The sequence below is a fragment of the Labedella populi genome (genome assembly GCF_004078655.1).
Lineage (GTDB): Bacteria > Actinomycetota > Actinomycetes > Actinomycetales > Microbacteriaceae > Labedella > Labedella populi.
Map to the genome: position 1 here is coordinate 181526 of NZ_RZNC01000005.1, position 24183 is coordinate 205708.

The 24183-nt window shown below is 68.6% G+C and carries 25 protein-coding genes and 1 pseudogene; 13 read left to right on the forward strand and 13 right to left on the reverse strand.

Going from position 1 to position 24183, the window contains the following annotated elements; all coding sequences use genetic code 11:
* Positions 1 to 45 precede the first annotated feature (45 nt).
* The 3 genes from ELQ92_RS13735 to ELQ92_RS13745 all read left to right on the forward strand — a co-directional run bounded on the left by ELQ92_RS13735 (position 46) and on the right by ELQ92_RS13745 (position 4242).
* Positions 46 to 690: a Pr6Pr family membrane protein gene (locus ELQ92_RS13735; protein WP_128499883.1), complete on the forward strand. Its 645-nt coding sequence runs from the start codon at positions 46 to 48 to the stop codon at positions 688 to 690.
* A 71-nt stretch (positions 691 to 761) separates the two neighbouring features.
* Positions 762 to 2195, forward strand: coding sequence for a TrkH family potassium uptake protein (locus ELQ92_RS13740; RefSeq protein ID WP_128499884.1), 1434 nt, complete (start codon positions 762 to 764; stop codon positions 2193 to 2195).
* 211 nt (positions 2196 to 2406) lie between these two features.
* Positions 2407 to 4242 (forward strand): BCCT family transporter, encoded by a 1836-nt coding sequence (locus tag ELQ92_RS13745; protein WP_243695040.1) that lies wholly within the window; start codon positions 2407 to 2409, stop codon positions 4240 to 4242.
* Between the two features lie 81 nt (positions 4243 to 4323).
* Here the strand turns inward: ELQ92_RS13745 and ELQ92_RS13750 are convergent, their stop codons facing one another.
* Positions 4324 to 5844 carry a SulP family inorganic anion transporter gene (locus ELQ92_RS13750; protein WP_128499886.1) on the reverse strand — a complete coding sequence of 507 codons (1521 nt, stop codon included), beginning with the start codon at positions 5842 to 5844 and terminating at the stop codon, positions 4324 to 4326.
* 209 nt (positions 5845 to 6053) lie between these two features.
* Between ELQ92_RS13750 and ELQ92_RS13755 the strand changes: the two genes are divergently transcribed.
* Complete coding sequence (locus ELQ92_RS13755; protein ID WP_128499947.1) at positions 6054 to 6407, forward strand: MerR family transcriptional regulator; 354 nt, start codon at positions 6054 to 6056, stop codon at positions 6405 to 6407.
* Positions 6408 to 6410: 3 nt separating this feature from the next.
* Here ELQ92_RS13755 and ELQ92_RS13760 read toward each other — a convergent pair whose 3' ends face one another.
* Entirely contained in the window at positions 6411 to 7619 is a 1209-nt protein-coding gene (locus tag ELQ92_RS13760) for an MFS transporter (protein ID WP_243695041.1), read from the reverse strand.
* A gap of 93 nt (positions 7620 to 7712) precedes the next feature.
* Between ELQ92_RS13760 and ELQ92_RS13765 the strand changes: the two genes are divergently transcribed.
* The gene (locus tag ELQ92_RS13765) at positions 7713 to 8261 is read left to right on the forward strand and encodes a TetR/AcrR family transcriptional regulator (protein ID WP_128499888.1); all 549 of its coding nucleotides are present in this window, start codon (positions 7713 to 7715) and stop codon (positions 8259 to 8261) included.
* 12 nt (positions 8262 to 8273) lie between these two features.
* Here ELQ92_RS13765 and ELQ92_RS13770 read toward each other — a convergent pair whose 3' ends face one another.
* From ELQ92_RS13770 to ELQ92_RS13790, 5 genes are all read right to left on the reverse strand, one after another.
* Positions 8274 to 8666, reverse strand: coding sequence for a VOC family protein (locus tag ELQ92_RS13770; protein ID WP_128499889.1), 393 nt, complete (start codon positions 8664 to 8666; stop codon positions 8274 to 8276).
* Entirely contained in the window at positions 8663 to 8944 is a 282-nt protein-coding gene (locus tag ELQ92_RS13775; RefSeq protein ID WP_128499890.1) for an ArsR/SmtB family transcription factor, read from the reverse strand. Before ELQ92_RS13775 ends, ELQ92_RS13770 begins: the two co-directional genes overlap by 4 nt.
* A 100-nt stretch (positions 8945 to 9044) precedes the next feature.
* Entirely contained in the window at positions 9045 to 9422 is a 378-nt protein-coding gene (locus ELQ92_RS13780) for a VOC family protein (protein ID WP_128499891.1), read from the reverse strand.
* Between the two features lie 78 nt (positions 9423 to 9500).
* On the reverse strand, positions 9501 to 10505 hold the full coding sequence (locus ELQ92_RS13785) for a cation efflux transmembrane domain-containing protein (protein ID WP_128499892.1): 1005 nt from the start codon (positions 10503 to 10505) through the stop codon (positions 9501 to 9503).
* Positions 10502 to 10984, reverse strand: coding sequence for a transporter substrate-binding domain-containing protein (locus ELQ92_RS13790; RefSeq protein WP_128499893.1), 483 nt, complete (start codon positions 10982 to 10984; stop codon positions 10502 to 10504). Before ELQ92_RS13790 ends, ELQ92_RS13785 begins: the two co-directional genes overlap by 4 nt.
* Before the next feature lie 182 nt (positions 10985 to 11166).
* On the opposite strand from ELQ92_RS13790, the pseudogene ELQ92_RS16815 reads away from it, so the two are divergent.
* The 3 genes and pseudogenes from ELQ92_RS16815 to ELQ92_RS13800 all read left to right on the forward strand — a co-directional run.
* Positions 11167 to 11430 (forward strand): annotated as a pseudogene (locus ELQ92_RS16815) (DUF6966 domain-containing protein); the annotation flags it as partial.
* Positions 11431 to 11482: 52 nt separating this feature from the next.
* Positions 11483 to 12223 (forward strand): YqjF family protein, encoded by a 741-nt coding sequence (locus ELQ92_RS13795; protein WP_128499894.1) that lies wholly within the window; start codon positions 11483 to 11485, stop codon positions 12221 to 12223.
* A gap of 188 nt (positions 12224 to 12411) precedes the next feature.
* Complete coding sequence (locus ELQ92_RS13800; protein ID WP_128499948.1) at positions 12412 to 14916, forward strand: DEAD/DEAH box helicase; 2505 nt, start codon at positions 12412 to 12414, stop codon at positions 14914 to 14916.
* A gap of 31 nt (positions 14917 to 14947) precedes the next feature.
* Here the strand turns inward: ELQ92_RS13800 and ELQ92_RS13805 are convergent, their stop codons facing one another.
* On the reverse strand, positions 14948 to 15310 hold the full coding sequence (locus tag ELQ92_RS13805) for a VOC family protein (RefSeq protein WP_128499895.1): 363 nt from the start codon (positions 15308 to 15310) through the stop codon (positions 14948 to 14950).
* A 62-nt stretch (positions 15311 to 15372) separates the two neighbouring features.
* On the opposite strand from ELQ92_RS13805, the gene ELQ92_RS13810 reads away from it, so the two are divergent.
* Complete coding sequence (locus ELQ92_RS13810) at positions 15373 to 15822, forward strand: MarR family winged helix-turn-helix transcriptional regulator (protein ID WP_128499896.1); 450 nt, start codon at positions 15373 to 15375, stop codon at positions 15820 to 15822.
* A gap of 93 nt (positions 15823 to 15915) precedes the next feature.
* Complete coding sequence (locus ELQ92_RS13815; RefSeq protein ID WP_128499897.1) at positions 15916 to 16692, forward strand: lysophospholipid acyltransferase family protein; 777 nt, start codon at positions 15916 to 15918, stop codon at positions 16690 to 16692.
* A 42-nt stretch (positions 16693 to 16734) separates the two neighbouring features.
* Here the strand turns inward: ELQ92_RS13815 and ELQ92_RS13820 are convergent, their stop codons facing one another.
* The 3 genes from ELQ92_RS13820 to ELQ92_RS13830 all read right to left on the reverse strand — a co-directional run bounded on the left by ELQ92_RS13820 (position 16735) and on the right by ELQ92_RS13830 (position 19328).
* On the reverse strand, positions 16735 to 17958 hold the full coding sequence (locus ELQ92_RS13820) for an alpha-amylase family protein (protein WP_128499898.1): 1224 nt from the start codon (positions 17956 to 17958) through the stop codon (positions 16735 to 16737).
* Positions 17959 to 18139: 181 nt separating this feature from the next.
* Positions 18140 to 18589, reverse strand: a complete 450-nt coding sequence (locus ELQ92_RS13825; RefSeq protein WP_243695043.1) for a GNAT family N-acetyltransferase — start codon at positions 18587 to 18589, stop codon at positions 18140 to 18142.
* A 1-nt stretch (position 18590) separates the two neighbouring features.
* A complete protein-coding gene (locus ELQ92_RS13830; protein ID WP_128499899.1) occupies positions 18591 to 19328 on the reverse strand; it encodes an NRDE family protein in 738 nt (245 codons plus the stop codon).
* Positions 19329 to 19410: 82 nt separating this feature from the next.
* Between ELQ92_RS13830 and coaBC the strand changes: the two genes are divergently transcribed.
* Positions 19411 to 20673 carry a bifunctional phosphopantothenoylcysteine decarboxylase/phosphopantothenate--cysteine ligase CoaBC gene (gene coaBC, locus ELQ92_RS13835; protein WP_128499900.1) on the forward strand — a complete coding sequence of 421 codons (1263 nt, stop codon included), beginning with the start codon at positions 19411 to 19413 and terminating at the stop codon, positions 20671 to 20673.
* A 267-nt stretch (positions 20674 to 20940) separates the two neighbouring features.
* Here coaBC and ELQ92_RS13840 read toward each other — a convergent pair whose 3' ends face one another.
* A complete protein-coding gene (locus ELQ92_RS13840; protein ID WP_128499901.1) occupies positions 20941 to 21522 on the reverse strand; it encodes a TetR/AcrR family transcriptional regulator in 582 nt (193 codons plus the stop codon).
* Positions 21523 to 21654: 132 nt separating this feature from the next.
* On the opposite strand from ELQ92_RS13840, the gene ELQ92_RS13845 reads away from it, so the two are divergent.
* Both ELQ92_RS13845 and ELQ92_RS13850 read left to right on the forward strand, forming a co-directional pair.
* Positions 21655 to 22488 (forward strand): alpha/beta fold hydrolase, encoded by an 834-nt coding sequence (locus tag ELQ92_RS13845; protein WP_128499902.1) that lies wholly within the window; start codon positions 21655 to 21657, stop codon positions 22486 to 22488.
* 261 nt (positions 22489 to 22749) lie between these two features.
* The gene (locus ELQ92_RS13850; protein ID WP_128499903.1) at positions 22750 to 23217 is read left to right on the forward strand and encodes an NUDIX hydrolase; all 468 of its coding nucleotides are present in this window, start codon (positions 22750 to 22752) and stop codon (positions 23215 to 23217) included.
* 134 nt (positions 23218 to 23351) lie between these two features.
* Here ELQ92_RS13850 and ELQ92_RS13855 read toward each other — a convergent pair whose 3' ends face one another.
* Positions 23352 to 24158: an IclR family transcriptional regulator gene (locus ELQ92_RS13855; protein WP_128499904.1), complete on the reverse strand. Its 807-nt coding sequence runs from the start codon at positions 24156 to 24158 to the stop codon at positions 23352 to 23354.
* Positions 24159 to 24183 lie beyond the last annotated feature (25 nt).

Consider the following 24183-nt stretch of genomic DNA (forward strand, 5'->3'; position numbering starts at 1 on the left):
GGCCGGTACGCTGCGTAACACCACTCGTTCGTCGGAAGGTGCGCCGTGCGTCTCGTCATTACGGCCATTCGATCCGTGGCGCTCGTCACGACCGTGTGGGCGCTTCTGTCGCGGACGAGCTGCTTCTACATCTACGGGACGTGCTACGCCGTCAACGTGATGAGCTACTTCACGATCCACAGCCACATCATCGCCGTCATCGCCCTCACCCTCGCGATCGTCTTCGGCGTCCGTGGCCGCCCGGAGCCCCGTTGGCTCACGGTGCTCCGACTCCTCGCGACGTCGTACGTCGTCATCTCGGGCGGAGTGTTCGCGCTGCTCATCTTCAACGAGGCTCTCGCACCGTTCCTCCTCCAGGCGCCTCTGTCGTCGCGGTTGCTCCACTTCGTCCTCCCCGTGTACGCGATCCTCGACTTCGCGCTCTTCACCCGACAGCGCGTTCCCCCGAAGGCGGTCTGGCTGTCTCTGGCCTTCCCCGTCGTCTGGGCGATCTACACGCTCGTGCGGGGCCGATCCGCCAACTGGTACCCCTACTTCTTCCTCGACCCCGATGCCGCGGGCGGGTACGGCATGATCAGCGTCTACGCCGTCGGATTGGCCGCGGTCATCCTCACGGTCACGGCGGCCCTCGCCGTGACACTCAACCTGCGGTTCCGGAGGGCGAAGGCTGTGTCGACGGGCCCTGTCTGACCTAAGCTGACTCGGATTGGGCCGGGACGACCGTCCGGCCCCGGTTCCTCGCGTCTCGAAGGAGGTCTCCCGTGACGTCACCGCTCCGCCCCCGTTCGCCGCAGTCGCCGCAGTCGCCGCAGTCGCCGACGGGAGCGTTCGTGCGCCCTCTCGGTCACCGCATCGCCGGGGCGATCGGCGACGCCGCGAAGAAGACCCCGGCCCGGACCGCCGCGCTCGTCTTCATCCTCGCCGCCGCCCTGTTCACGGTGCTCCTCTCCCTCCCGGCGGCATCCGCCGACGGCCGCTCGACCCCCTTGCATGACGCCATGTTCACGGCGGTGTCTGCGGTCACGGTCACCGGCCTCGTGACCGTCGACACAGCCACGCACTGGTCGTTCCTCGGTCAGGTCATCATCCTCGTCGCGATCCAGACCGGCGGCCTCGGCATCATCACGATCGCGCTGCTGCTCGCGCGTGCCGTGAGCCGCCGGCTCGGGGTCAAGAGCAAGGTGTTCGCCCAGCAGAGCATCGGGTCCTCCGGGCTCGGCGAAGTCGGAAGCCTGCTCCGGATCGTCGTCCTGACGACGTTGACGATCGAGGCGGCGCTCGCGGTCGTCCTCGTACCCCGCTTCGTCATGGTCGACGAGCGCTGGTGGGACGGGGTCTGGCACGGCGTGTTCTACGCCGTGTCGGCGTTCAACAACGCGGGCTTCGTCTCCAACGTAGGCGGCCTCGCCGCCTACGGGCAGGATCTCTGGATCCTGACGCCGATCATGGTCGGAGTCTTCGTCGGGAGCTTCGGCTTCCCCGTGTTCCTCACGATCATCACGCACCGTTTCAACAAAGCCCGCTGGACGCTGCACACCAAGCTCACGCTCTCCGTCACGACGATGCTGCTCGTCGCGGGCGCCATCGCCTGGGGTGCTCTCGAATGGAACAACGCGGGAACCGTCGGACACCTCGGCGTCGGAGACAAGATCTTCCACTCCCTGTTCTCGTCGGTCATGATGCGCTCAGGCGGCTTCGCCCTCACCGACACGGGTGAGTCGCTGCCCGCGACGCTGCTCGCGACCGACGCGCTCATGTTCGTCGGCGGCGGATCCGCGTCGACGGCCGGAGGGATCAAGGTCGCGACGATCGCGGTCCTGTTCCTCGCCATCGTCGCCGAGGCGCGCGGTGACCGGCACGTCCGCGCGGCGAACCGAACGATCCCCGATGCCACGCTCCGGCTCGCCATCAGCGTCACGTTCCTCGGGGCGACCCTCGTCCTCAGCGCGACCGCGCTCCTCATGCTCGTCACGGATGCGCCACTCGACCGCATCCTCTTCGAGGTCATCTCCGCCTTCGCCACGTGCGGCCTGTCCGTCGGATTGAGCGAGGAACTCCACCCGTTCGGCAAGTACGTGCTGAGTGCGCTCATGGTCGCCGGGCGCATCGGACCGGCGGGACTCGCCGCCGCGCTCGCGGTTCGGCAGCGGAACCTTCTCTACGACGTGCCCGAGGAGCGGCCCATCATCGGGTGAGCCGCCTCCGCCGGTCCGCCGCCTCGCCCGTCGCCTGGCCGCTCGCTCGTCTCGTTGCTATGGTTGTTCGCCGAACACACACGCCTGACGCATACGCAACGCACGACGACATACGAAACGCGAGGACCGCATGGTCGACTCACGAAAGAACCCTGTTCCCCCGAGACCGGATCCCGTGAAATCGGTCATCCGCGAGGTGAACGATCCGGGGATGATCCCCGTCCACCCGGCGCTGATCCCCGGGATCGGAGTCGAGAAGACGGGTCGCACCTTCCCGACGAACTGGGTCGTGCTCGCCATCGCGAGCACGCTCGTCCTGGCTGTCGTGATCTGGGGCTTCGCCGCGCCGGAGAGCATCAGCGCCGCGGGCGGGGCGTCGCTCGGGTGGGTCACGATGAACTTCGGCTGGCTGTTCTCGGCGCTCGCGATCGCCGTGATCATCTTCATGCTCTGGGTGGGTTACAGCCGCACCGGCGGGATCCGTCTCGGTTCCGACGACGAAAAGCCCGAGTACACGACGGTCTCCTGGATCGCGATGCTGTTCTCGGCCGGCATGGGCATCGGGCTGCTGTTCTGGGGGCCGGCCGAGCCGCTCGCCTTCTTCAACTCGCCCCCGCCCGGTTCGACTCCCGAGGCCGGAACAGTGAACGCCATGAACACGGCGCTCGCCCAGGCGTTCCTCCACTGGGGCCCCATGGCGTGGGGCTTCTACGCGCTCGTCGGCGGGGCGATCGCCTACGCCGCATACCGCCGCGGGCGGTCCCCGCTGATCTCGGCGATCTTCACACCGATCTTCGGCTCGCGCACCGAGGGGCCCCTCGGTGCCGTCATCGATGTGTTCGCGATCATCGTCACGCTCTTCGGCACCGCGGTCACCCTCGGTATGGGCGCGCTGCAGATCGGTCGGGGCGTCGAATACGTCACCGGCATCGGTCCGCTCGGCAACGGATTCCTCATCCTGACCATCACGATCCTGACCGCTCTCTTCGTCGTCTCCGCCGTCTCCGGCATCAAGCGCGGGATCCGGCTGCTGTCGAACATCAACATGGTGCTCGCCGGTATCATCGGCGTCTTCATCTTCATCGCCGGCCCGACGTTGTTCCTTCTGAACCTCATCCCGGCCGCGATGATCGACTTCTTCCGAGAGCTCGGAACCATGCTCGTGAGGAACCCGACGCAAGGCGAGGAGGCGTCGGCCTTCATGTCGAGCTGGACCACCTACTACTGGGCCTGGTGGATCTCGTGGACGCCGTTCGTGGGCATGTTCATCGCGAAGATCTCGCGTGGCCGGACGCTCCGGGAGTTCGTGACGGTCGTCATCATGGTTCCCTCGCTCGTCTGCGTCGTGTGGTTCGGGATCATGGGCGGCACGACCATGTGGCTCGAGCAGGGCGGTGCGGCCATCAGCGACGCCGGAGGCTCCGACGCCGTCCTGTTCGCCGTCTTCGACCAGCTGCCCTTCGGAGCGATCGCCTCCGTCGTGGCGATGCTCTCGATCGTCATCTTCTTCGTGACGTCAGCCGACTCGGCCGCGATCGTCATGGGGTCGATGAGTCAGCGCGGAAAGCCCGAACCCTCGACCTGGGTGACGATCGTCTGGGGCCTGCTCCTCGGAGCGGGTGCGCTCGCCCTCCTGCTCGCGGGAGGGGAGACGGCGCTGAGCGGTCTGCAGTCGATCATGGTCGTGACGGCGCTCCCGTTCGCCTTCGTCGTCATCGGCATCATGGTGTCGTGGGCGAAGGAACTGCGCACCGACCCCTACGTGCTGCGGCAGCGGTTCGCGCGCACGGCGATCTCGCAGGGTGTCCGCAGAGGGATCGAGGAGCACGGAGACGACTTCGTCTTCGGTGTCAGCGAGGTCGAGGCCCACAAGGGTGCCGGCGCCTGGCTCGACACGGAGGATCCGTCGCTCAGCGAGTGGTACACCACCGCGACGACCGGGGCGATCGACCACGTGGTCCTGCCCGCCGACGACACGACGGTGCCCGGCGAGACGGCCGACCACCGGAAGCCCCCGGCAGGGTCCGCCCCGACGGTCGGCGTCTGACCGACCACTGACCGAACACGACGGAGCCGCGGGTGCGATGCACACCCGCGGCTCCGTCGTTTTCGCCGGGTCCGGCCGGCCCTACTCGCCCGAGCCCAAGTGGCCGGCGAGCCGGGAGTGCATGCTCGCACTCGCATCGTTCATGCCCTCGATGACGACGCGCTTCCCGTGGTTCTCGTACTTCGTCACGATCGCGTCGAGCGCCGCGACCGTCGACGCGTCCCAGATGTGCGAACGGGACATGTCGATCACGACGCGCTCCGGATCGGCGGCGTACTCGAACTGGGTCGTGAGGTCGTTGCTCGAGGCGAAGAACAACTCGCCCGTGACCGCGTAGTAGGCGGTGGGAACAGCGGCGCCGTCGTCCACGGTGCGCTCCACGGTCGCGAAGTGAGCGACGCGGCGGGCGAAGACGATCATCGCCGCGATGACCCCGATGATCACGCCGATCGCGAGGTTGTGGGTCACGACGACCACGACCACGGTCGCCGCCATCACGACCGTCTCGCCGATGGGCATACGGCGGAGGGTCGACGGCCGGATGCTGTGCCAATCGAACGTCGCCACCGACACCATGATCATGACGGCGACGAGAGCCGCCATCGGGATGATCGCGACGAGATCACCGAGGACCACCACGAGGATGAGCAGGAAGACCCCGGCGAGGAACGTCGAGATGCGGGTGCGTGCGCCGGACGCCTTCACGTTGATCATCGTCTGGCCGATCATGGCGCAGCCGCCCATGCCCCCGAACAGACCGGAGAGCACGTTCGCGGCCCCCTGGCCGAGGGACTCCCGCGTCTTCTGCGAGTGCGTGTCCGTGATGTCGTCGACGAGCTTCGCCGTCATGAGCGACTCGAGTAGACCGACGAGGGCCATGGCGATCGCGTAGGGCGCGATGGTCGTGAACGTCTCCCAGGTGAGCGGCACGTCCGGGATGAACAGCTCGGGCAGACTCCGGGGCAGCTCGCCCTGATCTCCCACGGTCGGAACGGCGATCGCCGTCACGATCACGGCCGCCGTGAGGAGCACGATCGCGACGAGCGGCGCCGGGACGACCTTCGTGAGGCGCGGCATGACGACCATGATGACGATGCCGATGGCCACGAGCGGGTAAACGAGCCACGGAACGCCGATGAGGTGCGGGAGCTGCGCGGAGAAGATGAGGATCGCGAGCGAGTTCACGAAGCCCACCATGACGCTCCGCGGGATGAACCGCATGAGCTTCGCGACACCGAGGGCACCGAGGATGAGCTGGAAGATCCCGCCGAGGATCACGGTCGCGATGAAGTAGTCCATGCCGTACTCGCGCGCGACGGGCGCGATGACGAGAGCGATCGCGCCGGTGGCGGCGGTGATCATCGCCGGCCGACCTCCGAGGAACGCGATGGAGACGGCCATCACGAAGGAGGAGAACAGTCCGACCCGCGGGTCGACGCCCGCGATGATCGAGAACGAGATCGCCTCGGGGATGAGCGCGAGTGCGACGACGAGGCCCGCAAGCACCTCACGGGTGAGGATGCGGGGCGTGCGGAGTGCGGTCATGACCGACGGTTCCGCTCGATAGCGTTCGCGAGAGAGGGTCTTCGTGCCGATGGGCATGGAGGGGCTCCAGTCAGAGTCGGGGCCCTCAGCGCGAGGACCGGTGGGGAGAGTGCGAGGTCCGGCGCTTCGTCGCGCCATCCGAGCATGCGTTCAGCGACGCGGCAAGATGGTGGGGGTTCTCGGCTCGATCAGCCGATACCCATGACTCTACCCTAACGTAAGGGTTGACTTGAAGTGAGGCCAGCGTGACCACCGAACCGACGACGATGCACATCGGCGAACTCGCCGAACGCACCGGCCTCTCCCTGCGCACGCTCCGCCACTACGACGAGGTCGGGCTCGTGAGCGCGTCCGGCAGGACCGAGGGCGGATTCCGCCTCTACACCCAAGGCGACTACGACCGCCTCATCCTCATCCGCCGGATGAAGCCCCTCGGCTTCACCCTCGAGGAGATGGCGGAGCTCCTGCAGGTCATCGACACCATGGCGGACGAACCGGACGCCGCGACACGCGAGGCCCTCGAACGTTTCCTCGCCGAAGCCGAAGAGCGGCGAGCGAGGCTGCAGCAGCAGCTCGCGATGGCGGACGAGTTCATCACCCTCCTCGAGACCCACCGCTGACCGTCACCCCGTGATGCGGCGACGCGGCCCGAGTACACCGGCGAGTAGGAGCGTCACGACCCCGGCGAGGGGCACGAGGATGAGTCCGAGACGCAGGCTCGATGCGTCCGCGATGAGGCCGACGATGGGCGGGGAGAGCAGGAATCCGAGCCGCATGAGCCACGAGACGATCGTGAGCCCCGTGCCCGCGCGGAGTCCGGGAATCTCGTCGGCCTGATGCATGGCTGCCGGGATGAGGGTCGCGACGCCGAATCCCGCGGCAGCGAAGCCCGCGATCGTGCCCGGCACGGACGGGAAGAGGAGCGCAGCACCCATGCCGAGCGCGGCGATGACACCGCCCGCGCGTGCCACGTTCCGCTGCCCGAAGCGATCGACGAAGGCGTCGCCGAGGAGGCGTCCGACGAACTGGGCGCCGACCAGGGCGATGAAGCCCCATGCCGCGACGGCCATCGACGCGCCGAGGTCGCGGTCGAGGTACAGCGTCGCCCACGAGAAACCCGCATCCTCGACGACGATCCCCGAGACGGCGACGGCGACGAGCGCGAGGAGGAGGAAGACGGTGCGGGGGCGCAGCCCCGCTCGACCGGAGGCGCCGGGGCTCGAGTCTACGGGAGCGGCATCATCACTGTCGGGACCCGGGAGACAGAAGCGCAACGCCACAAGCGACACGACGGCGAAGATCGCGGCGGAGATCGGCAAGTGCACCTGACGGGGCAGGTCGAGCGCGATCGCCCCGGCCGCCATGACACCGCCGAGGACGGCGCCGATCGACCACGTCGCGTGGAACGAGTTGAGGATCGATCGCCCGTAGCGGCGCTGCACGCGCAGGCCGTGTGAGTTCTGCGCGACGTCGGTGATCGAGTCGAGCGCGCCCGAGACGAGCAGCGCGCCCGCGAAGAGCGCGAGCGACGGCGCGAACGCGACGAGCACCGTCGCGAGCGCCGTGAGGATCGTGCCGGTGACGGCCGTGCGCGCCGATCCGAAACGGCGGAGGAGGGCTGCGGCTCCGAGACCCGCGACGATCGCGCCCGCCGCCGAGGCCGCGATCGCGATGCCGTAGGCGGCGTTGTCGATGGCGAGATCGGCCTTGATCTCGGGATATCGCGGGACGACATTCGCGATCAGGGCCCCGTTTGTAAGGAAGAGCGCATTCACGGCGGCACGGGCCCGGCGCTCCTCACGGGAGGGACCGGGAAGGGATGGTGCAGGCACGTGTACGAGCGTACACATGATGTGTACACTCGTACACATGACGACGGACGACGCGCCGGCGGCCCCGGCCCGCGCGCCCCGGAAGGTCGAGCCGTGAACGCCGCGCGGAGGACCGACCCGCAGCGGCGCGATCGAATCATCGACGCATGCTTGAGCGTGATCGCCGAGCAAGGCGTCGCCGGAGCGTCACACCGCCGCATCGCGCTCGAGGCGGATGTCCCACTGGGCTCCATGACCTATCACTTCGCCGGAATGGACGAGTTGCTTCAGGCCGCCTTCAACCGTTTCGCCGACACCGTCGCCGACCGCTTCGAAGCGCGGATGAGCGCCGCGACGACGCCCCACGAGGCGCGCCGAGCCGTCGTCGACATCATCCTCAAGGACGTGTTCACACACCCAGAGGACCTCGTCCTCTCGCACGAGATCTACACGCTCGCCGCGCGCCGACCGGAGTTCCGCACCATCACCGACCGGTGGATGACGCGCAGCCGCATCGCGCTCCGGCGCCACTTCGACGCGGACACGACGATGCTGCTCGATGCGCTCATCGAGGGCCTCACGATCCACCGCGCCCTCACGGTCGGACCGGTCGACGACGCGCTCGTCGCCGAGGCCGTCGACCGCATGCTCCGCCGCGACTGAACCTCGCGGCAGTCAGGCTCCGGTGTACTGGGCGAGCTGGACGAGGTTTCCGACCGTGTCGTCGAGCACCGCGACCGTGACCGGACCCATGTCGGTGGGCTGCTGCGTGAAGACGACGCCGAGACCGGTGAGTCGCTCGCACTCGGCGTGGATGTCCTCGACGCCGAACACGCAGAAGGGGATACCGTCCGCGGCGAGTGCGTCCGTGAACGGGACGACGGCCGGGTGGTCCTTCGGCTCGAGAGAGATCTGCGTTCCGGTCGGATCCTCCGGAGACACGACGGTGAGCCATCGGTGCTCCCCCATCGGCACGTCGGCGGCCGTCTGGAAGCCGAGGACTCCTCCGTAGAAGTCGAGGGCCTTCTGCTGATCGTCGACGAAGATGGATACGGCTTGAAGCTTCATTGCGGCGCCTCCGTGATGGGCCAGCGCTCGGCGATCTGCGCGAGCGGTCGGGTGTCGATGGTGTGGAAGGTGTAGCGGCCGCGCTTCTCCCGACGCACGAGGCCCGCGGCCTCGAGGACGTCGAGGTGCTGCGAGACCGCCTGCCGCGACGAGGTCACGGCGTGACGCATCGCGAGCCGCGAGCACAGTTCGAAGAGCGTCTGCTCGTCGCGCTCGATCAGCTCGTCGAGGATGGCCCGGCGCGTCTCGTCGGAGATCGCCTTGAACACGTCGGCCATACGACGAGTATAAGCAAGTAACCACTTGCCTATCAAGCCGGATGCCCACGCCGTAGCCGGGCGAGGCTGTGAGGGGGGCCTCGCCCGGCCGACCGCCGGTTCAGGACTTCGACTGCTCCACGCCGAGGACGTTGCCGAAGGGGTCGGTGATCCAGGCGACGTACGCATCGCCCTGGTCGGCGACACCGTCCTCGGTCTTCAGCTCGTCGGTGTCGTACTCCTCGGGCTGCACGCCGCGCGACCGCAGCCACTCGACAGCGGCGCGGACGTCGTCGACGCGCCACGACGCTTGCGTCTGCTCGTCCTTCGTGCCCGTCGTGCTGAGGGAAGCCTTGAGGCGCGTCTCACCGGCCCGGAACGAAATCGTCTTCTCGTTGGCCTCGATCACCTCGAGCTGCAGCGTGCCGCCGTAGAACTCACGGGCCTCGTCGAGGTCCGTCACGAGCAGGATCGCATCGATCGGTCGTTCACCCAGCATGAGTCGTCCTTCCGTTGTCGTCCCTCCATCCAACCGACGCTACGGCCGCACGTCCGCCCGTTGACAGTGGACGGCCCTCTACCGGTTGCGCTCCGACTGGTGGTCGTGGAGGGAACCGCCGACCTCCTCCGGGAGCTGCTCGACGGGAACGAGCACGACGTCCTGCAGCTTCCAGTCGAGAGCGATGAGTCGGTCGCGGGCGTCCTCGAGCTCGCTCAGCGACACCTTGCCCCGACGCGGCACGACGAACACCTCGGCGTGGAAGACGTGACCCTGGTCGCGCAAGCGGACGCCGGCGTCGTCGACCCAACGCAGCGCGCGCACCTCGTCCACCACGCGGCGGCCGAGGGGATGCGGCTTCCCGTCGTCGAACGTCGTCGCGCGCGAGTCCATGAGGTCGGTGACCGCCGCCCGGACGTTCTTCACGCCGTCCCGCACGATGCTCGAGGCGATGAAGATCGCGGCCGCCGCGTCGGCCCACCACCAGCCGATGCCGATGCCCGCGACGCCCACGATCGACCCGACGGCGGTCTGCCAGTCGGCCTTGTTCATGTCGGCGTCGGCGTAGAGCACCTTGTCGTGCAGTTCCTTCGCGAGTGCCATCTTGCGGTGCCCGAAGTAGATGGGCAGGGGGATGGTGAGCGCCATCACGCCCATCATGAGCCAGCCGAGCCAGATGACGTTACCGAACAGCTCGACCGATCCGATCGGCGGGTGCTCCGCGGAGAGGAGCCCGGACGCGGAGTCCACGATGAGGTAGGCGCCCATGACGAAGAGCGCGACGCCCGCGACGAGGTGCGCGACGCCGACCGAGCGATGGAAGCCGTACGGGTTCCCCATGGTCGGGGTCCGGTTGACGATGCGGACCGCGATGAGGAAGGCGAGCGGTGGGGCGAGGGACAGCAAGTCCTCGATCCACGCCGCCTTCATCGCTTGCGAGTTCCCGAGCACGAGGTAGACGAGCACGATCGTGATCACGAGGAAGGCCAGCGTCGCCCATTGGATGCGGATGGACGCCTTCAGGACGTCCGCCTGCCGGTCGGGCAGCTCGGTTCGGCCGAAGCGGGGTGTGGCCTTCGTCACTGCTCCCCCTCCCCCTCGAGAAGGAACCGCTCGAGCCGCACGAGGAATGCGTTCTCCCCCATCGGGGTGAGCATCACGTGCTTCGCCGTCTTCCCCTCCGGGTTCGTCGACTCCGCGTACGGCTGCGTCATCGCGGCCTTCGAGGTCCACGGTGTCGTGTCGGTGAAGCCGCCGATGACGAGATCGAGTTCACCCCGTTCGAGGCGGTAGACGAGATCCGCCTCGCCACCCTCGGACCACTCGATGTCCGCGTCGATGTTCTCCGCGAACTCCTCGACGAGGTCGACCTCGGTGCCCGTGGGATCTCCGCCTCCCTCGATCTCCGTCCAGGGGACGCTCTCGGTGACGCCGACACGCAGCTCACCGCCGGTCACGCGTTCCAGGGTACCGTCGGGGTCAGCGGGGATCGAGATGCCGCACCCGCTGAGGAGGGCGACAGCGATCAACGCAACGGCCACCGACCCGGGGGACTTACTCATGGCTTGACCCTATCGAGGAGCACGACTCGGCTCAGCGGCTGGACACGGGGCCGGTGGGCTGACAGCGGACCCGCTGATCTGGCGACGATGATCATCGGGCGAAGATCGGACGACCAGGCGCACGCCGTGCGTACCCTCGATGACTTCGGCTCCTCGCTCGATGCCTCGACAGCCCGACCGCGACCTACTGGGCCGACGGTTTCCGCTCGATCGCACGGAACCTCGAGAGGACGGACTCCCCCGCTGAACGGCGCAAGATCCATCGTCACGTCGGGCGGATGCTGCGGGGCGGGATGGGAAGCGTCAATGACCTCTACTCTCCCGATCCGCGCGTCGATGCGTCGTTCCGGGAGGCGCGACACCAGACCTATAAGGTCTTCCGCCTCGGCCTTGTCCGCATGATGCTCGACGACACCTTCCTCGGTCGAGCCGCGTGGTACCGCTGACCGGATCCCCCGAGCCGCGCCGCGACGGACTGCTCTCTGCGAAGCTACCGGAATGAGCGACGGACCCGAACCGATCACGCCGAGCGCGCCGCCGCTTCCCGGCCGGCGCATCCTCTCGCAGCGTTGGAGTGACGTCACCTTCGTGCATTGGCGCGTCGACGCCGCCGAGATCGCGTCACGATTCCCGGTCGGCACTCGCCCGGACGAGTTCGACGGTAGCGCGTGGGTCGGGCTCATCGCCTTTCAGATGTCGCGCTCGTCGTTCTTCGGCGGCCCGCCCGTCCCGTGGCTCGGCGACTTCCCGGAAGTGAACGTGCGACACTACTCCGTCGACGACGCCGGCCATCGCGGCGTCGTGTTCGCCTCGCTCGAAGCGTCGCACCTCGTGCCCGTACTCGCCGCGCGGGTGGCGTTCGGGCTGAACTACCGGTGGGCGCGGATGTCGCTCGGCCGCCGCGTCGACCTCGTGGCCTACCGCTCCCGGCGCTTCGGATCGGGCCGACCATCGACGCACCTCGTGGCGCGCGTGCTCGACGAACCCGTCGTCAGTGATCCGCTCGCGGATTTCCTCTCGGCGCGCTGGGCCTTCCACGAGCGCCACCTCGGCCGGACGACGTACAGCCGCAATTCCCATGAGCCGTGGCCGCTGCAGCGTGCGGAACTCGTCCACCTCGACGACGAGCTCCTCACCGCGGCCGACCTTCCGGACCTCGCCGGCCGCACACCGGACTCCGTCCTCTACTCCCCCGGCGTCGACACCGTGTTCTCGGCTCCCCGCCCCCTGCACCCCTGACCTCCGCCGCCCACACCACCGAGCGATTGCGTACGCAACGGACAGTGGCGGGTGTCATTACGGCCGCGGACGTCCGTTGCGTACGCAATTGACGCCGGGGAAGGGGGTCCGTGGCGGAGTGGGAACGGAACGGGGCGGGCCGAAGCGGGAGCGACTAGCGTCGTAGGGTGACCACCCTCCTCGAACGCATGCCGACGACCGACGACCCGGACGCCGCGTACACCGCGTTCGCGGAGTGGGCCGAGGAACGCGGCACGGCGCTCTATCCCGCACAGGAGGAGGCGGTCCTCGAGATCGTGACGGGCGCGAACGTCGTCCTCTCCACACCCACCGGGACCGGGAAGTCGCTCGTCGCGATCGCCGCCCACGCCGTCGCGACCGCGCGCGGCGAGGTCAGCTACTACACGGCGCCGATCAAGGCCCTGGTGAGTGAGAAGTTCTTCCAGCTCGTCGATGTCTTCGGCGCGGAGAACGTGGGCATGGTCACAGGGGACACGTCGGTGAACGCCGACGCCCCCATCATCTGCTGCACCGCCGAGATCCTCGCGAATCTCGCGCTGCGCCACGGCGAGGAGGCGCTCGTCGACGTCGTCATCATGGACGAGTTCCACTACTACGCGGACACCGACCGCGGCTGGGCCTGGCAGGTGCCTCTCCTCACACTTCCCCGCGCGCGCTTCCTCCTCATGTCCGCGACCCTCGGCGACGTCACCGACATCGCGGACGACCTCGAAGAGCGCACCGGTCGCCCCGTCGCGAAGGTCACAGGCGTCGAGCGCCCCGTCCCCCTCTTCCACTCCTATGAGCGCACGCCCATTCACGAGACGGTCGAGGAACTACTGCACACCGACAAGGCCCCCGTCTACATCGTGCACTTCTCGCAAGCGGCGGCGATGGAGCGCGCGCAAGCGCTCATGAGCATCAAGATGCTCTCGAGAGAGGCGCGCGATGAGATCGCCGACGCGATCGGTGAGTTCCGTTTCACGACGGCGTTCGGCAAATCGCTCAGCCGACTCGTGCGCTCGGGCATCGGCGTGCATCACGCGGGGATGCTGCCGAAGTACCGCCGTCTCGTCGAGCAGCTCGCGGGTCGCGGGCTGCTGCGCGTGATCTGCGGAACGGACACGCTCGGCGTCGGGATCAATGTGCCGATCCGCACGGTTCTGCTCACGGCGCTCACCAAGTTCGACGGAACGAAGATGCGTCAGCTCACCGCGCGCGAGTTCCACCAGCTCGCGGGTCGGGCCGGCCGCGCCGGTTACGACACCGCCGGCTACGTCGCCGTCGAGGCCCCCGAGCACGAGATCGAGAACGCGCGCGCGATCGAGAAGGCGGGCGACGACCCGAAGAAGAAGCGGAAGATCATCCGCAAGAAGGCACCCGAGGGCTTCGTCTCGTGGGGCGAGGCGAGCTTCGAGAAGCTCCTCGCGGCCGAGCCCGAGCCGCTCACGAGCCGCATGCAGATGACCGCATCGATGCTCATGAGCATCATCTCCCGCGGTGGCGACGCCCTTTCCGACGTGCGCGACCTCATCTTCTCGAGCCACGAACCGCGCGTCCGGAAATACGCGCTCGCCCGCCGTGCGATCGAGATCTTCCGCACCCTCGTCACGGCGGAGGTGGTCGAGGTCGTGCACGGCGATGTCGCCGAGGACGGCACGCCGCTCCGGCCGATCATCCGGCTCACGGCGCCGCTCCAACACGACTTCGCCCTCAACCAGCCGCTCTCGCCGTTCGCCCTCGCGGCACTCGATCTGCTCGACCCGGCATCACCGGAGTACGCGCTCGACATCGTGAGCGTCATCGAGGCCACCCTCGACAACCCGCGTCCCGTGCTTTCGCAGCAGGAGTACAAGGCGCGGGGCGATGCCGTCGGCGCGATGAAGGCGGAGGGCATCGAGTACGAGGAACGCATGGAACTCCTCGAGGACGTCACCTATGCGAAGCCGCTCGAGGAGCTGCTGACCGCGGCCTACGAGACGTTCGCCGAGACGCAGCCGTGGGTGCGCGATTACGAGCTCAAGCCGAAGTCCGTCGTGCGCGACATGGCGGAGCGGGCGATGACATTCGGCGAGTTCGTCTCCTACTACGCGCTCGGTCGGAGCGAGGGTCTCGTGCTCCGCTACCTCGGTGACGCCTACCGCGCATTGCGTCACTCGGTCCCGGAGGAGCTCAAGAGCGAGGAGCTCCTCGACATCGTCGAGTGGCTCGGTGAACTCGTCCGCCAGGTCGATTCGAGCCTCCTCGACGAGTGGGAGAGGCTCATCAATCCGACGATCGATCCGGAGGCGCCGGTCGCCCCGCCGCCCCCGCCGAGCGTGCTGCGGAACAGGCGTGCATTCACGGTGCTCGTGCGCAACGAGCTGTTCCGGCGCGTGCAACTCATGGCACTCGAGGACGAGCAGGGCCTCATGGAGCTCGACGGCCCGGCAGGGTTCGGGCTGGCCCAGTGGGGCGACGCGCTCGACGCCTACTACGCGCAGCACGACTCGATCGGCACGGGCCCGGATGCCCGGAGCGCGCGCATGCTCTCGATCGAAGAGCGACCGGATGAGGGCGTCTGGCACGTGCAACAGATCCTCGACGACCCGGAGGGCGATCACGACTGGCGGATCTTCGCCGACGTCGACCTCGCCGCCTCCGAGGAGGAGGGCGTGGCCGTCGTGCACGTCACCCGGGTCGCCGCGCTCTAGATCGAGCTCGACCGCCGACTCCCCGGAGGCGTCAGGCCTTGTCGTGCAACGTGATGCTGTATCCGTCGGGGTCGACGACGGTGAAGGTGCGCCCGAAGGGGCCGTCGATCGGTGCGGACGCGATCTCGACGCCGGCCGCGGCGAGCGCGTCGTGGACCTTCTGCGCCTCGGGGGCATGCAGCCAGATCGCGACGCCTCGCCCGAGTGGAGCGGCGTCGAGGTCCATGCCGGGAACCGCCTCGCGAACCGCGAAGGCGGCGGGCTTCGTGTCGAAGACGACGGCGTGCGGTGGACCGGGCTGGCGCGTCAGGCCGAGGTGGTGCTCGTAGAAGTCGGCGGCGCGGTCGAGGTCGCGCACCTGGAGTGAGATGAAGTCGGGGCCGATCGTGGTCATGGTGTCCTCCTGAAGCGGATGTCAGGTTTCTGACATAGGCGAGCGTATGTCAGAATGCTGACATGGGTCAAGTGCGCAACGGGATCGATCTGGACACCTCCGTCGGCTATCTGCTCAAGGAGGCGTCGAGCGCTCTCCGCATCAGCATGGAGGCCGCGCTGCGGCCATTGGGCATGACGATCACGCACTACTCCTGTCTCGAACTACTCGCGCAACGCCCCGGGCTCTCGAACTCCCAGCTCGCGCGCGGGGCATTCGTCACCCGGCAGTCGATGAACGTGCTTCTCCAGTCACTCGAGCGCGACGGCCTCGTCGAGAGGGTGGGCGACGAGGCCTCGGGCCGCGCGATCCCCACGCGCCTCACGGACCGCGGGCGCGAACAGCTCCGGACGGCGAGCGCCGCCGTGAAGACGGTCGAGAACCGTATGGTCGAGCCCCTCGCCCCCGAGGACCGCGCCGCCCTCGTCGCAACACTGCGGCAGTGCGTCGACGCCCTGCGCGCACCCGCCTGAGCACGCACCGATCCGCTACACCAGGGCGACGGCCGGCCACAACGCCCCCGCCCTCCCCACGTCTTTGCGGAGCCTCCCCATACGCTTATAGACATGACGAGGCGATCCCCCGAGCCCATCTACTCCGCCGCTATCGGCGCGGGTCGAGCACTGTTCGCGTCGTGGCGTCTGAAGCGCCGTGCGACGGGACTCGAGCACATCCCTCGCACCGGTGGTGCCGTGTTCGCGATGACGCACTTCGGCTACCTCGAGTTCGCCCTGGTCGAGTGGCAGACGTGGCTGCACACGCGCCGCCGCGTGCGGTTCATGGCCACGAAGCGCGCCTTCGACAAGCCGATCGTCGGATGGCTGCTGCGCGGCATGAAGCACATCGAGGTCGACATGTCGGCAGGCGCCTCCGCCTACGCCGAGGCCGTCGCCGCCCTGAGACGCGGGGAGATCATCGGCGTGTTCCCGGAGGCGGGCGTGAGCGCCTCGTTCACGGTCCGCGACCTCAAGTCCGGGGCCGTGCGGCTCGCGGCCGAGGCCGGCGTGCCCGTCATCCCCGTTGCGGTATGGGGCGGACAGCGTCTCCTCACGAAGAATCGGAAGATCCGTCTGCGGGACCGCATCGGCGTCGAGGTCGACTTCGCGTACGGCGAGCCCATCCGCGTCACGCCCGAGGACTCGGTGCCCGAGAAGCTCGCCGAACTGAAGGCCCAGTTGCAGTCGCTCACGGACACGCTGCAAGCGGGATACCGGCAGGACGGCACCGGCCAGTGGTGGCAACCCCGCCACCTCGGAGGCACCGCTCCGACCCCCGAAGAAGCCGCGGCGGCCGACGCCGAACGCGACCGACGCCGCGCCGAGAAGGCCGCCTCCGCCGACTGACCGGTCCACCCCGCCCCGTCGACCCACTCGGTGTCGGAGCGGTCAGGCCAGGATGGCCCAGCCGTGAGGCGGGACGACGCGACCGTCGAACGCCCCCGCGATCGCGTTCCCGGCATCGACCCCGTCGAATCCGTCCAGCACGAGCGGCGCATCGTCGAGGTTGAGGGCGACCACGAGCCGGTCGTCGCCCGAGCGCACCTCCAGCACGAGCGTCTCGTTCGTCAGCGCGAGTGTCCGACTCCGCGCCGTATGCAGCCACGCGTGTCGGCGCCGCACGGCGATGAGTTCCTGGTGCAGGGCGAAGACCTCGCGCCCCCGGGGCAGTTCGGCGGGTGACGCGGGGAACTCGGGGCGGATGGCGTCGTCGCCCCCGAAGCGCTCCTCCTTGAGCCCCTCGAGCCCGCGCTCGTCGCCGTAGTACACGGACGGCGTCCCCCCGAGGGTGAACAGCAGGACGAGGGCGTGCGCCCGGTGGCGCTCGTCGGGGATGCGCGTGGCGAGCCGCGAGACGTCATGATTGCCCACGAAGGTGTACGGAACGAAGGTGTCGAGCATCTCGTTGTGGCGCGTGAGGGTCCAGTCGAGCTCGAAGAAGTTCATCTCCGCGATCGCGTGCCAGGTCGCCTGCCACAACTCGTACTCCGTGACCGCGTCCATTCCGGATTCCGAGACGATCGCCGCATAGTCGCCATGCAGCACTTCACCGACGATGTATGCGTCGGGGTGGACCTCGCGGACCCGCGGGAGCACACGCGCCCAGAACGCCGGCGGCACCGAATATGCGGCATCGAGTCGCCAACCGTCGGCACCTCGGTCGAGCCAGTGGATCATCACGCGAGCGACGAGATCGGCGACCGCCGGGTCGTCGTGGTCCAACTCGACGAGGGCGTCGTGTCCCTCGAAGGTGCCGCCCTCGCGCAGGAGGGCGGTGTCGGGGAACTCCCGACCGACGTGATTGAAGACCCCGTCGAGCAGGACCCGGATGCCGTGATCGTGGGCCGCCGTCACGAGCGATGCGAAGTCGTCCTCGTCGCCGAGGCGCTCGTCGATGCGGAAGTAGTCGATCGTGTCGTAGCCGTGCGTCGAGGAGGCGAAGATCGGGCCGAGCGCGATCCCATTCGCGCCGAGGGCGATGACGTCGTCGAGCCAGCCCTCGAGGCGGCGCAGCTCGTGGGTCGGCGTGCGATCCTGCCCCGTCGTGTCGGCACCGACGAAGCCGAGCGGATAGACGTGCCACCAGATGACGTGTTCGGTCCAATCGCGCATGTCCTCGAGGCTAGCCCGGCGAGCCGTCGTTCCCCGGGGGATTGCGGGGCGCCTCGATCCCCCACCCCTTCGGCCCGCGGTACGTGGGCGGCTCGGGAGCCTCCTCGCTCGATACGCCGCATCGGGACCGTCGTGCTCCGAGAGATTTCACGTAAGAAGGGCTGCCCCGCATTGATGACACTCAGGCCGCGGGACGCCGCATGCGGCGGTGCGGGATCTCGTCCTCCACGAACGGCTCGCCCTCGACGACGAAGCCGAACCGCGCGTACCAGTCCACGAGGTGGGACTGTGCGTCGAGCAGGATCGGCTCGTCCGGCCGTACCTCGACGCAGCGCTGCACGGCGCGCCGCATGAGATCGGCGCCGATCCCGCGACCACGAGCGGCGGCCGCGGTCACAACCCGGCCGATCCGGATCGCGTCCGTCTCCTGGAGGATGCGCAGCGTCGCGAGGATCTCGCCGTCCTCCTCAGCCCACATGAGTTCGGCGCCGAACTCCGCATCGCGCCCGTCGATGTCGTCGTAGGCTGCGACCTGCTCGACCACGAAGACCGCGTTCCGCACCTGCAGGATCCGATAGAGCACGAGGGGATCCATGTCGCGGACCTCGGCCCGCCGCACCGTGTACGTCACCTCACGCCTCCAGCCAGTCGAGGCGCTCCGGGAGACGGCCCGGTTCGTCGAGGCGGGCCGTGCGCAGGTCGACGCCGCCCGGCCCGAGGGCCAAGGCGGTCACGGAGAGCGACGCGAGGACGAAGCCGTCATGTTCGTCCTGGCGCACGATCGCCTCAGCATGATCCGGCGGCAGCTGCGAACTCTCACGCAAGACGTCGAGCCAGGGATCCCAATCCGCCCCTCCGGGCGACCCGGTCGGGCGACCGGCGTCGATGAAGTGCGGACGCCAGCGCGACACCCGGGGCACATCGAAGGTGTCGGGGCCCTCGTGCGTGATCATGTGCACGCCCGGCCCGAGGTCGACTGACTGGACGCGCGTGCCGTCCCAACGTGTGAAACGCACACGATCGGGGGCGATCTCGACGAGGTTGAACGTACGCGTCCGCGGGACGACGAGCGGATCGACCCCCGTCGTGACGGCCTCGAGGGGGACGACGCCGCGCGATGTCCAGCCGCCCTCGGGCTCCGGCAACTCCTCGCGGCGGTTGAGAATGACCGCCGCGCGCCCCGTTCCGGAGTTGGTCGCGAGCCACGCACCGCCCGCTTCGCGGTCGTGCAGCCCCACCACACCGTCCCCGAGTTCCGGCCACCAGGCGCCCGGCGGGTCCCACGGCCGGCCCGGCGATTCGTCGCGCAGCCCGAGCATGGTGACGGGCCACGCGCTCCCGGGCTCGAATCCCACGACGACGGTGCACATGCGACGGCCTCCCGGGCGTTGGCGAACGGACTACGTCAGACTAGACGAACGGCGGGTCCTGACCGCCCGGAAGAGGTGGCGCATGGCCGAGCGGCTGACGATCGTCGTGGGGATCACGGGCGGGATCGCCGCCTACAAGGCGGTCGGGGTCGCACGCCTCTTCGTGAAGGCGGGCCACGACGTCCACATCGTCCCGACCGAGAACGCCCTCCGGTTCGTGGGGCTCCCCACTCTCGAGGCGATCAGCGGCAACCCCGTGACCACCTCGCTCTACGAGGGCGTCGACACCGTCCGGCACGTCGCGCTCGGTCAAGCGGCCGACCTCATCGTGATCGCCCCCGCGACCGCGAACACCCTCGCGAAACTCGCGCACGGTCTCTCCGACGATCTGCTCGGCACCACGGTGCTCGCGAGCCGCGCTCCCTTGGTGCTCGCTCCCGCGATGCACACGGAGATGTGGCAGCACCCCGCCACCGTCGCGAACATCGCGACGCTCCGCTCACGCGGAGTCGGCATCGTCGGCCCCGAGTATGGACGGCTGACCGGGCCGGACGAGGGCCCCGGGCGGATGAGCGAGCCGGAGGACATCGTCGCAGCAGCCCTCGCACGCGTCGACGGCGAGGCGAATCCGGCCTCGGCCCCCCAGGATCTCGCGGGTCGCCAGGTCGTCGTCTCGGCGGGCGGCACACGCGAACCGCTCGATCCGGTGCGATTCATCGGGAATCGTTCGAGCGGCAAGCAAGGGCTCGCGATCGCCCGCGCTGCGGCGGCGCGCGGGGCGCGCGTGACTCTCGTCACCGCCCACCTCGACGCCGACGTCGCACCCGCGACGGGGGACCTTCGCACGGAATTCGGCACGGAGGTGATCCGGGTCGAGACAGCGGAGGAGCTCGCGACGGCGATGCGCGCCGAGGCCGCGACCGCCGATGTCGTCGTCATGGCCGCAGCGGTCGCCGACTACCGACCCGCCACCGTCTCCGAGTCCAAGATCAAGAAGGACGACTCGGGCGACGCGCTCAGCCTCACACTGGAGCGGACTCCGGACATCCTCGCCGGTCTGGCCGCGGAACGCCCACGCGGGCAGGTGGTCGTCGGATTCGCTGCGGAGACCGCTCCCGACCGGGAGGCCCTCCTCGAGCTCGGCCGCACGAAGATGGCGCGAAAGGGTGCCGACCTGCTTGCGCTCAACGTCGTGGGATGGCGGACGGGATTCGGCGCCGACGACAACGCGGTCATCGTGATCGATCGCGCGGGCGTCCCGGTCGCCGAGGTGGACGGCTCCAAGGACGCGGTCGCACACGCCCTCCTCGACGCCGTGCTGGAACTCGAAGCCGCGCGCGACTGAGGTCGCAGCAGCGCGTCGATTTGACTTCGAGAACGAACGTTTTCTAGTCTCATCACGGTTGAGAACGCCCGTTCTCGACCCTCGTCCTTACACGGCAGGTGCCGTCGCCCCGACGGTCACCGCCATGCGGAGCGGGCGAACCGGTCGCCTCGCGGCCGGTGCTCGCGGCGTCGCGATCCCCTTCGGGGGGGGATGGCCGCGTGCGGGAGTGGAGGGAGCGCCTTCGGGCGGCTCGCCCTCCGCCCCGCGGACACCCCGTGAGACCCGTCAGCGCGCGAGTGCCGCCTCGATGAGCACCTCGGCTGCGGCGCGAGCATGACGGGCCGACTCGGCCGACCCGGAGATCGCCGCCGTCGTCTGAGCGCCTTCGGCGAGGAGCGCGAGCTGGGGCGCGAGAGACGCGTCGGCGCCCGCGCGGGCGACGAGGGCGGCCACATCGCGCTGGAACGACTCCTTGTGCTCACGCGCCATCTCCGCCACGGAGGGGAACACCGTTCCGAGCTCACCGAAGGCGTTGATGAATCCGCAGCCCCGGAACGACTCGTCGGAGAACCAGCTCGAGAGGTAGTCGTAGATGGCGAGGAGACCGTCGCGAGCGTTCGCAGCATGCGAGACGGCCGACGTCACCCCTGATTCCCACATCTCGTGCCGCGCCTCGAGGACCGCGAGCACGAGCGCCTCTTTGGACGGGAACTCCTGGTAGAGCTTCTTCAACGAGACACCCGCTGCCGATCGGACCTCGTCCATCCCCACGGCTTGGAATCCTCGGGCGTAATACAACACATCGGCCGCGGCGACGATTCGCGCTGCGGTGTCGTTCGCGAGTGTTCTCGAAGCGGCCACTGTCATGACACCCACACTACTTGACTTTGAGAACGAACGTTCTCTAGATTGAGCACCAACGGAGAACGACCGTTCTCCCTTCGTGGGACCGCTTCATCGGAACGATCCTCGAGAGCACTCGACGAAAAGGAACAGACCATGGGTTACATCACCGTCGGAACCGAAAACAGCACGGACATCGAGCTCTACTACGAGGATCACGGAGCCGGCCAGCCCGTCGTCCTCATCCACGGCTACCCGCTCGACGGTGCGTCGTGGGAGAAGCAGACCGCGGCGCTCCTGACCGCCGGCTACCGCGTCATCACCTACGACCGGCGCGGCTTCGGCGGCTCGAGCAAGGTCACGACGGGCTACGACTACGACACCTTCGCGGCCGACCTCGACACGGTCCTCACGACGCTCGATCTCCAGGACGTCGTCCTCGTCGGCTTCTCGATGGGCACCGGAGAGCTCGGCCGCTACCTCGGCACCTACGGCTCGGAGCGCATCGCGAAGGCCGCCTTCCTCGGCTCGCTCGAGCCGTTCCTGCTCAAGACGGAGGACAACCCGACGGGCGTCCCCCAGGAAGTGTTCGACGGACTGCTCGAGGCCGCGACGAACGACCGATACGCCTACTTCACCGAGTTCTTCAAGAACTTCTACAACGAGGACGAGAACATCCCCTCGCGCCTCAGCGAGCAGGCGTCGCACGCCAGCTGGATCACCGCGATCGGATCGGCACCCTTCGCCGCCACTGCGGCACAGCCGACCTGGTTGACCGACTTCCGCGCGGACGTCGCGAAGATCGACGTGCCGACGCTCATCGTGCACGGCACGGACGACCGCATCCTTCCGATCGATTCGACCGGACGCGTCTTCTCGAAGCTCGTCCCGAGCGCCGATTACGTCGAGATCGAGGGCGCGCCTCACGGCATGCTCTGGACGCATGCCGCCGAGATCAACGAGGCCCTGCTCACGTTCCTCGCCAAGTAACTGCACGCGGACGCACCCCGACGGGCGCGTTCTCGCGGATCCGGCGCATCGGTTCCGCGGGGACGCGCCCGTCGCCGTCGGGGTCCCCTCTTTAGCCGACTGGCGACGATCGCCGACGGCATCTAGCGTGGAAACGTACCTAACACGGTACTGCAAGACCGGCTCCCCCGCCGGCCGGCGCCCGCCCGCGATCCCCGACGCGGCGGGCGCCGACGTCTCGCTCCCGTCACCGGTGTCGGTGACGGGAGCGAGAATGGGGAGGTGAAGCGCAGCGCCGGAATCCTCCCCTACCGCCATACCGACGAGAGCGTCGAGGTCTGGCTCGTGCACCCAGGCGGTCCGTTCTGGGCGAAGAAGGACGCTCGCGGTTGGGGCGTCGTGAAGGGCGAGTACGGCGAGCATGAGACCGCCGAGATCGCTGCACGGCGCGAGTTCGCCGAAGAGACGGGCGTGCCCGCTCCCGATGGCCGGTACGTCGAACTCGGAGAGTTCCGACAATCGTCGGGCAAGGTGATCACCGTCTTCGCGGTCGAACACGATCTCGGCGATCTGACCGTCGCGAGCAATACGATCGCGATCGAGGTGCCGAAGGGGTCGGGCCGTTTCGTCGAATTCCCGGAGATCGACGATGCTCGCTGGTACGACCTGCTCACCGCCGCCGACAAGATCCACGCGGGTCAGCTGCCGGTGCTCGCCGCGCTCGTCGAACACCTGAAGACCCTCCCCTGACGGGTCCCCGGTACGCCCGAGGACCGGCCTCGGCCATTCCGCAACCCGATCACGCCACTGATGCGGGAATCTCGGGCTTGACCCTCCGGTCCACGCGGCGCCGTCCGGGCGCCGCCGGCCACGCGCGAGTCGCGTCACGTGCGGTCGGCGACCACGTCCTGGAAGGCCGCGGCCCCCGCACGCACGGCGTCGGCGATGCGCGCCTTGTGTTCGTCCGTGAGGCGGTAGTCGGGCGCGACGATCGTGAGTGCGCCGAGCGAGAGCCCGTTGCTGTGCACACTCGCAGCGCTCGCCCACACGCCGCGGTCGACCTCACCGGCACTCTCGGCGTACCCGGCTTCGCGGAGCGGCCCGAGGTCCTCCTCGAGTCTCTTCTTCTCCTTCTTCGACAGCACGGAACCGAGCCTCGAGAAGTACTGGGCGAGCTTCGCCGGTGTCAGCTCGCTCAGGAGGAGCTTCGCTGCGGCGCCGCCGTAGAGCGGCATGAGGTTGCCGGGCTGGAACGAGATCGAGATCGGGTGGTCGGACTCGGCGATCGCGAGACACACGGCCGAATCGTTGACGCGGCGGAGGTAGAGGGCCGTCTCACCCGTCTCCTCGGCCATGCGGTTGAGGATCGGCTGCACCTGGGCGCGGAAATCGATCGCCGTCTCGGCGGCGCGCGCGAGACGCAGGATCTGCGGCGACAGGACGAACCGGCCCTTCTCGCGCTCCTCGATGAGGTCGAGCTCACGGAGCAGAGAGATGTAGCGGTAGGCGCTCGGGACGGAGATGTCGTGTTTCTCGAGCACGTTGTCGACCGTGAGTTCAGGCGTGCTCTCGCTGAACTCGAGCAGGATCTGCAGCGCGCGCCGCGCGCTGTCCACACCCTTCGTCCGCTGGGGTTCGGCCGGTGTCGCGGTGGGCTCTTCGAGGTTCTCGTCGTCGGCTGTCATGGTCATCGGCTCCGATCGATCCTAGCGGCGG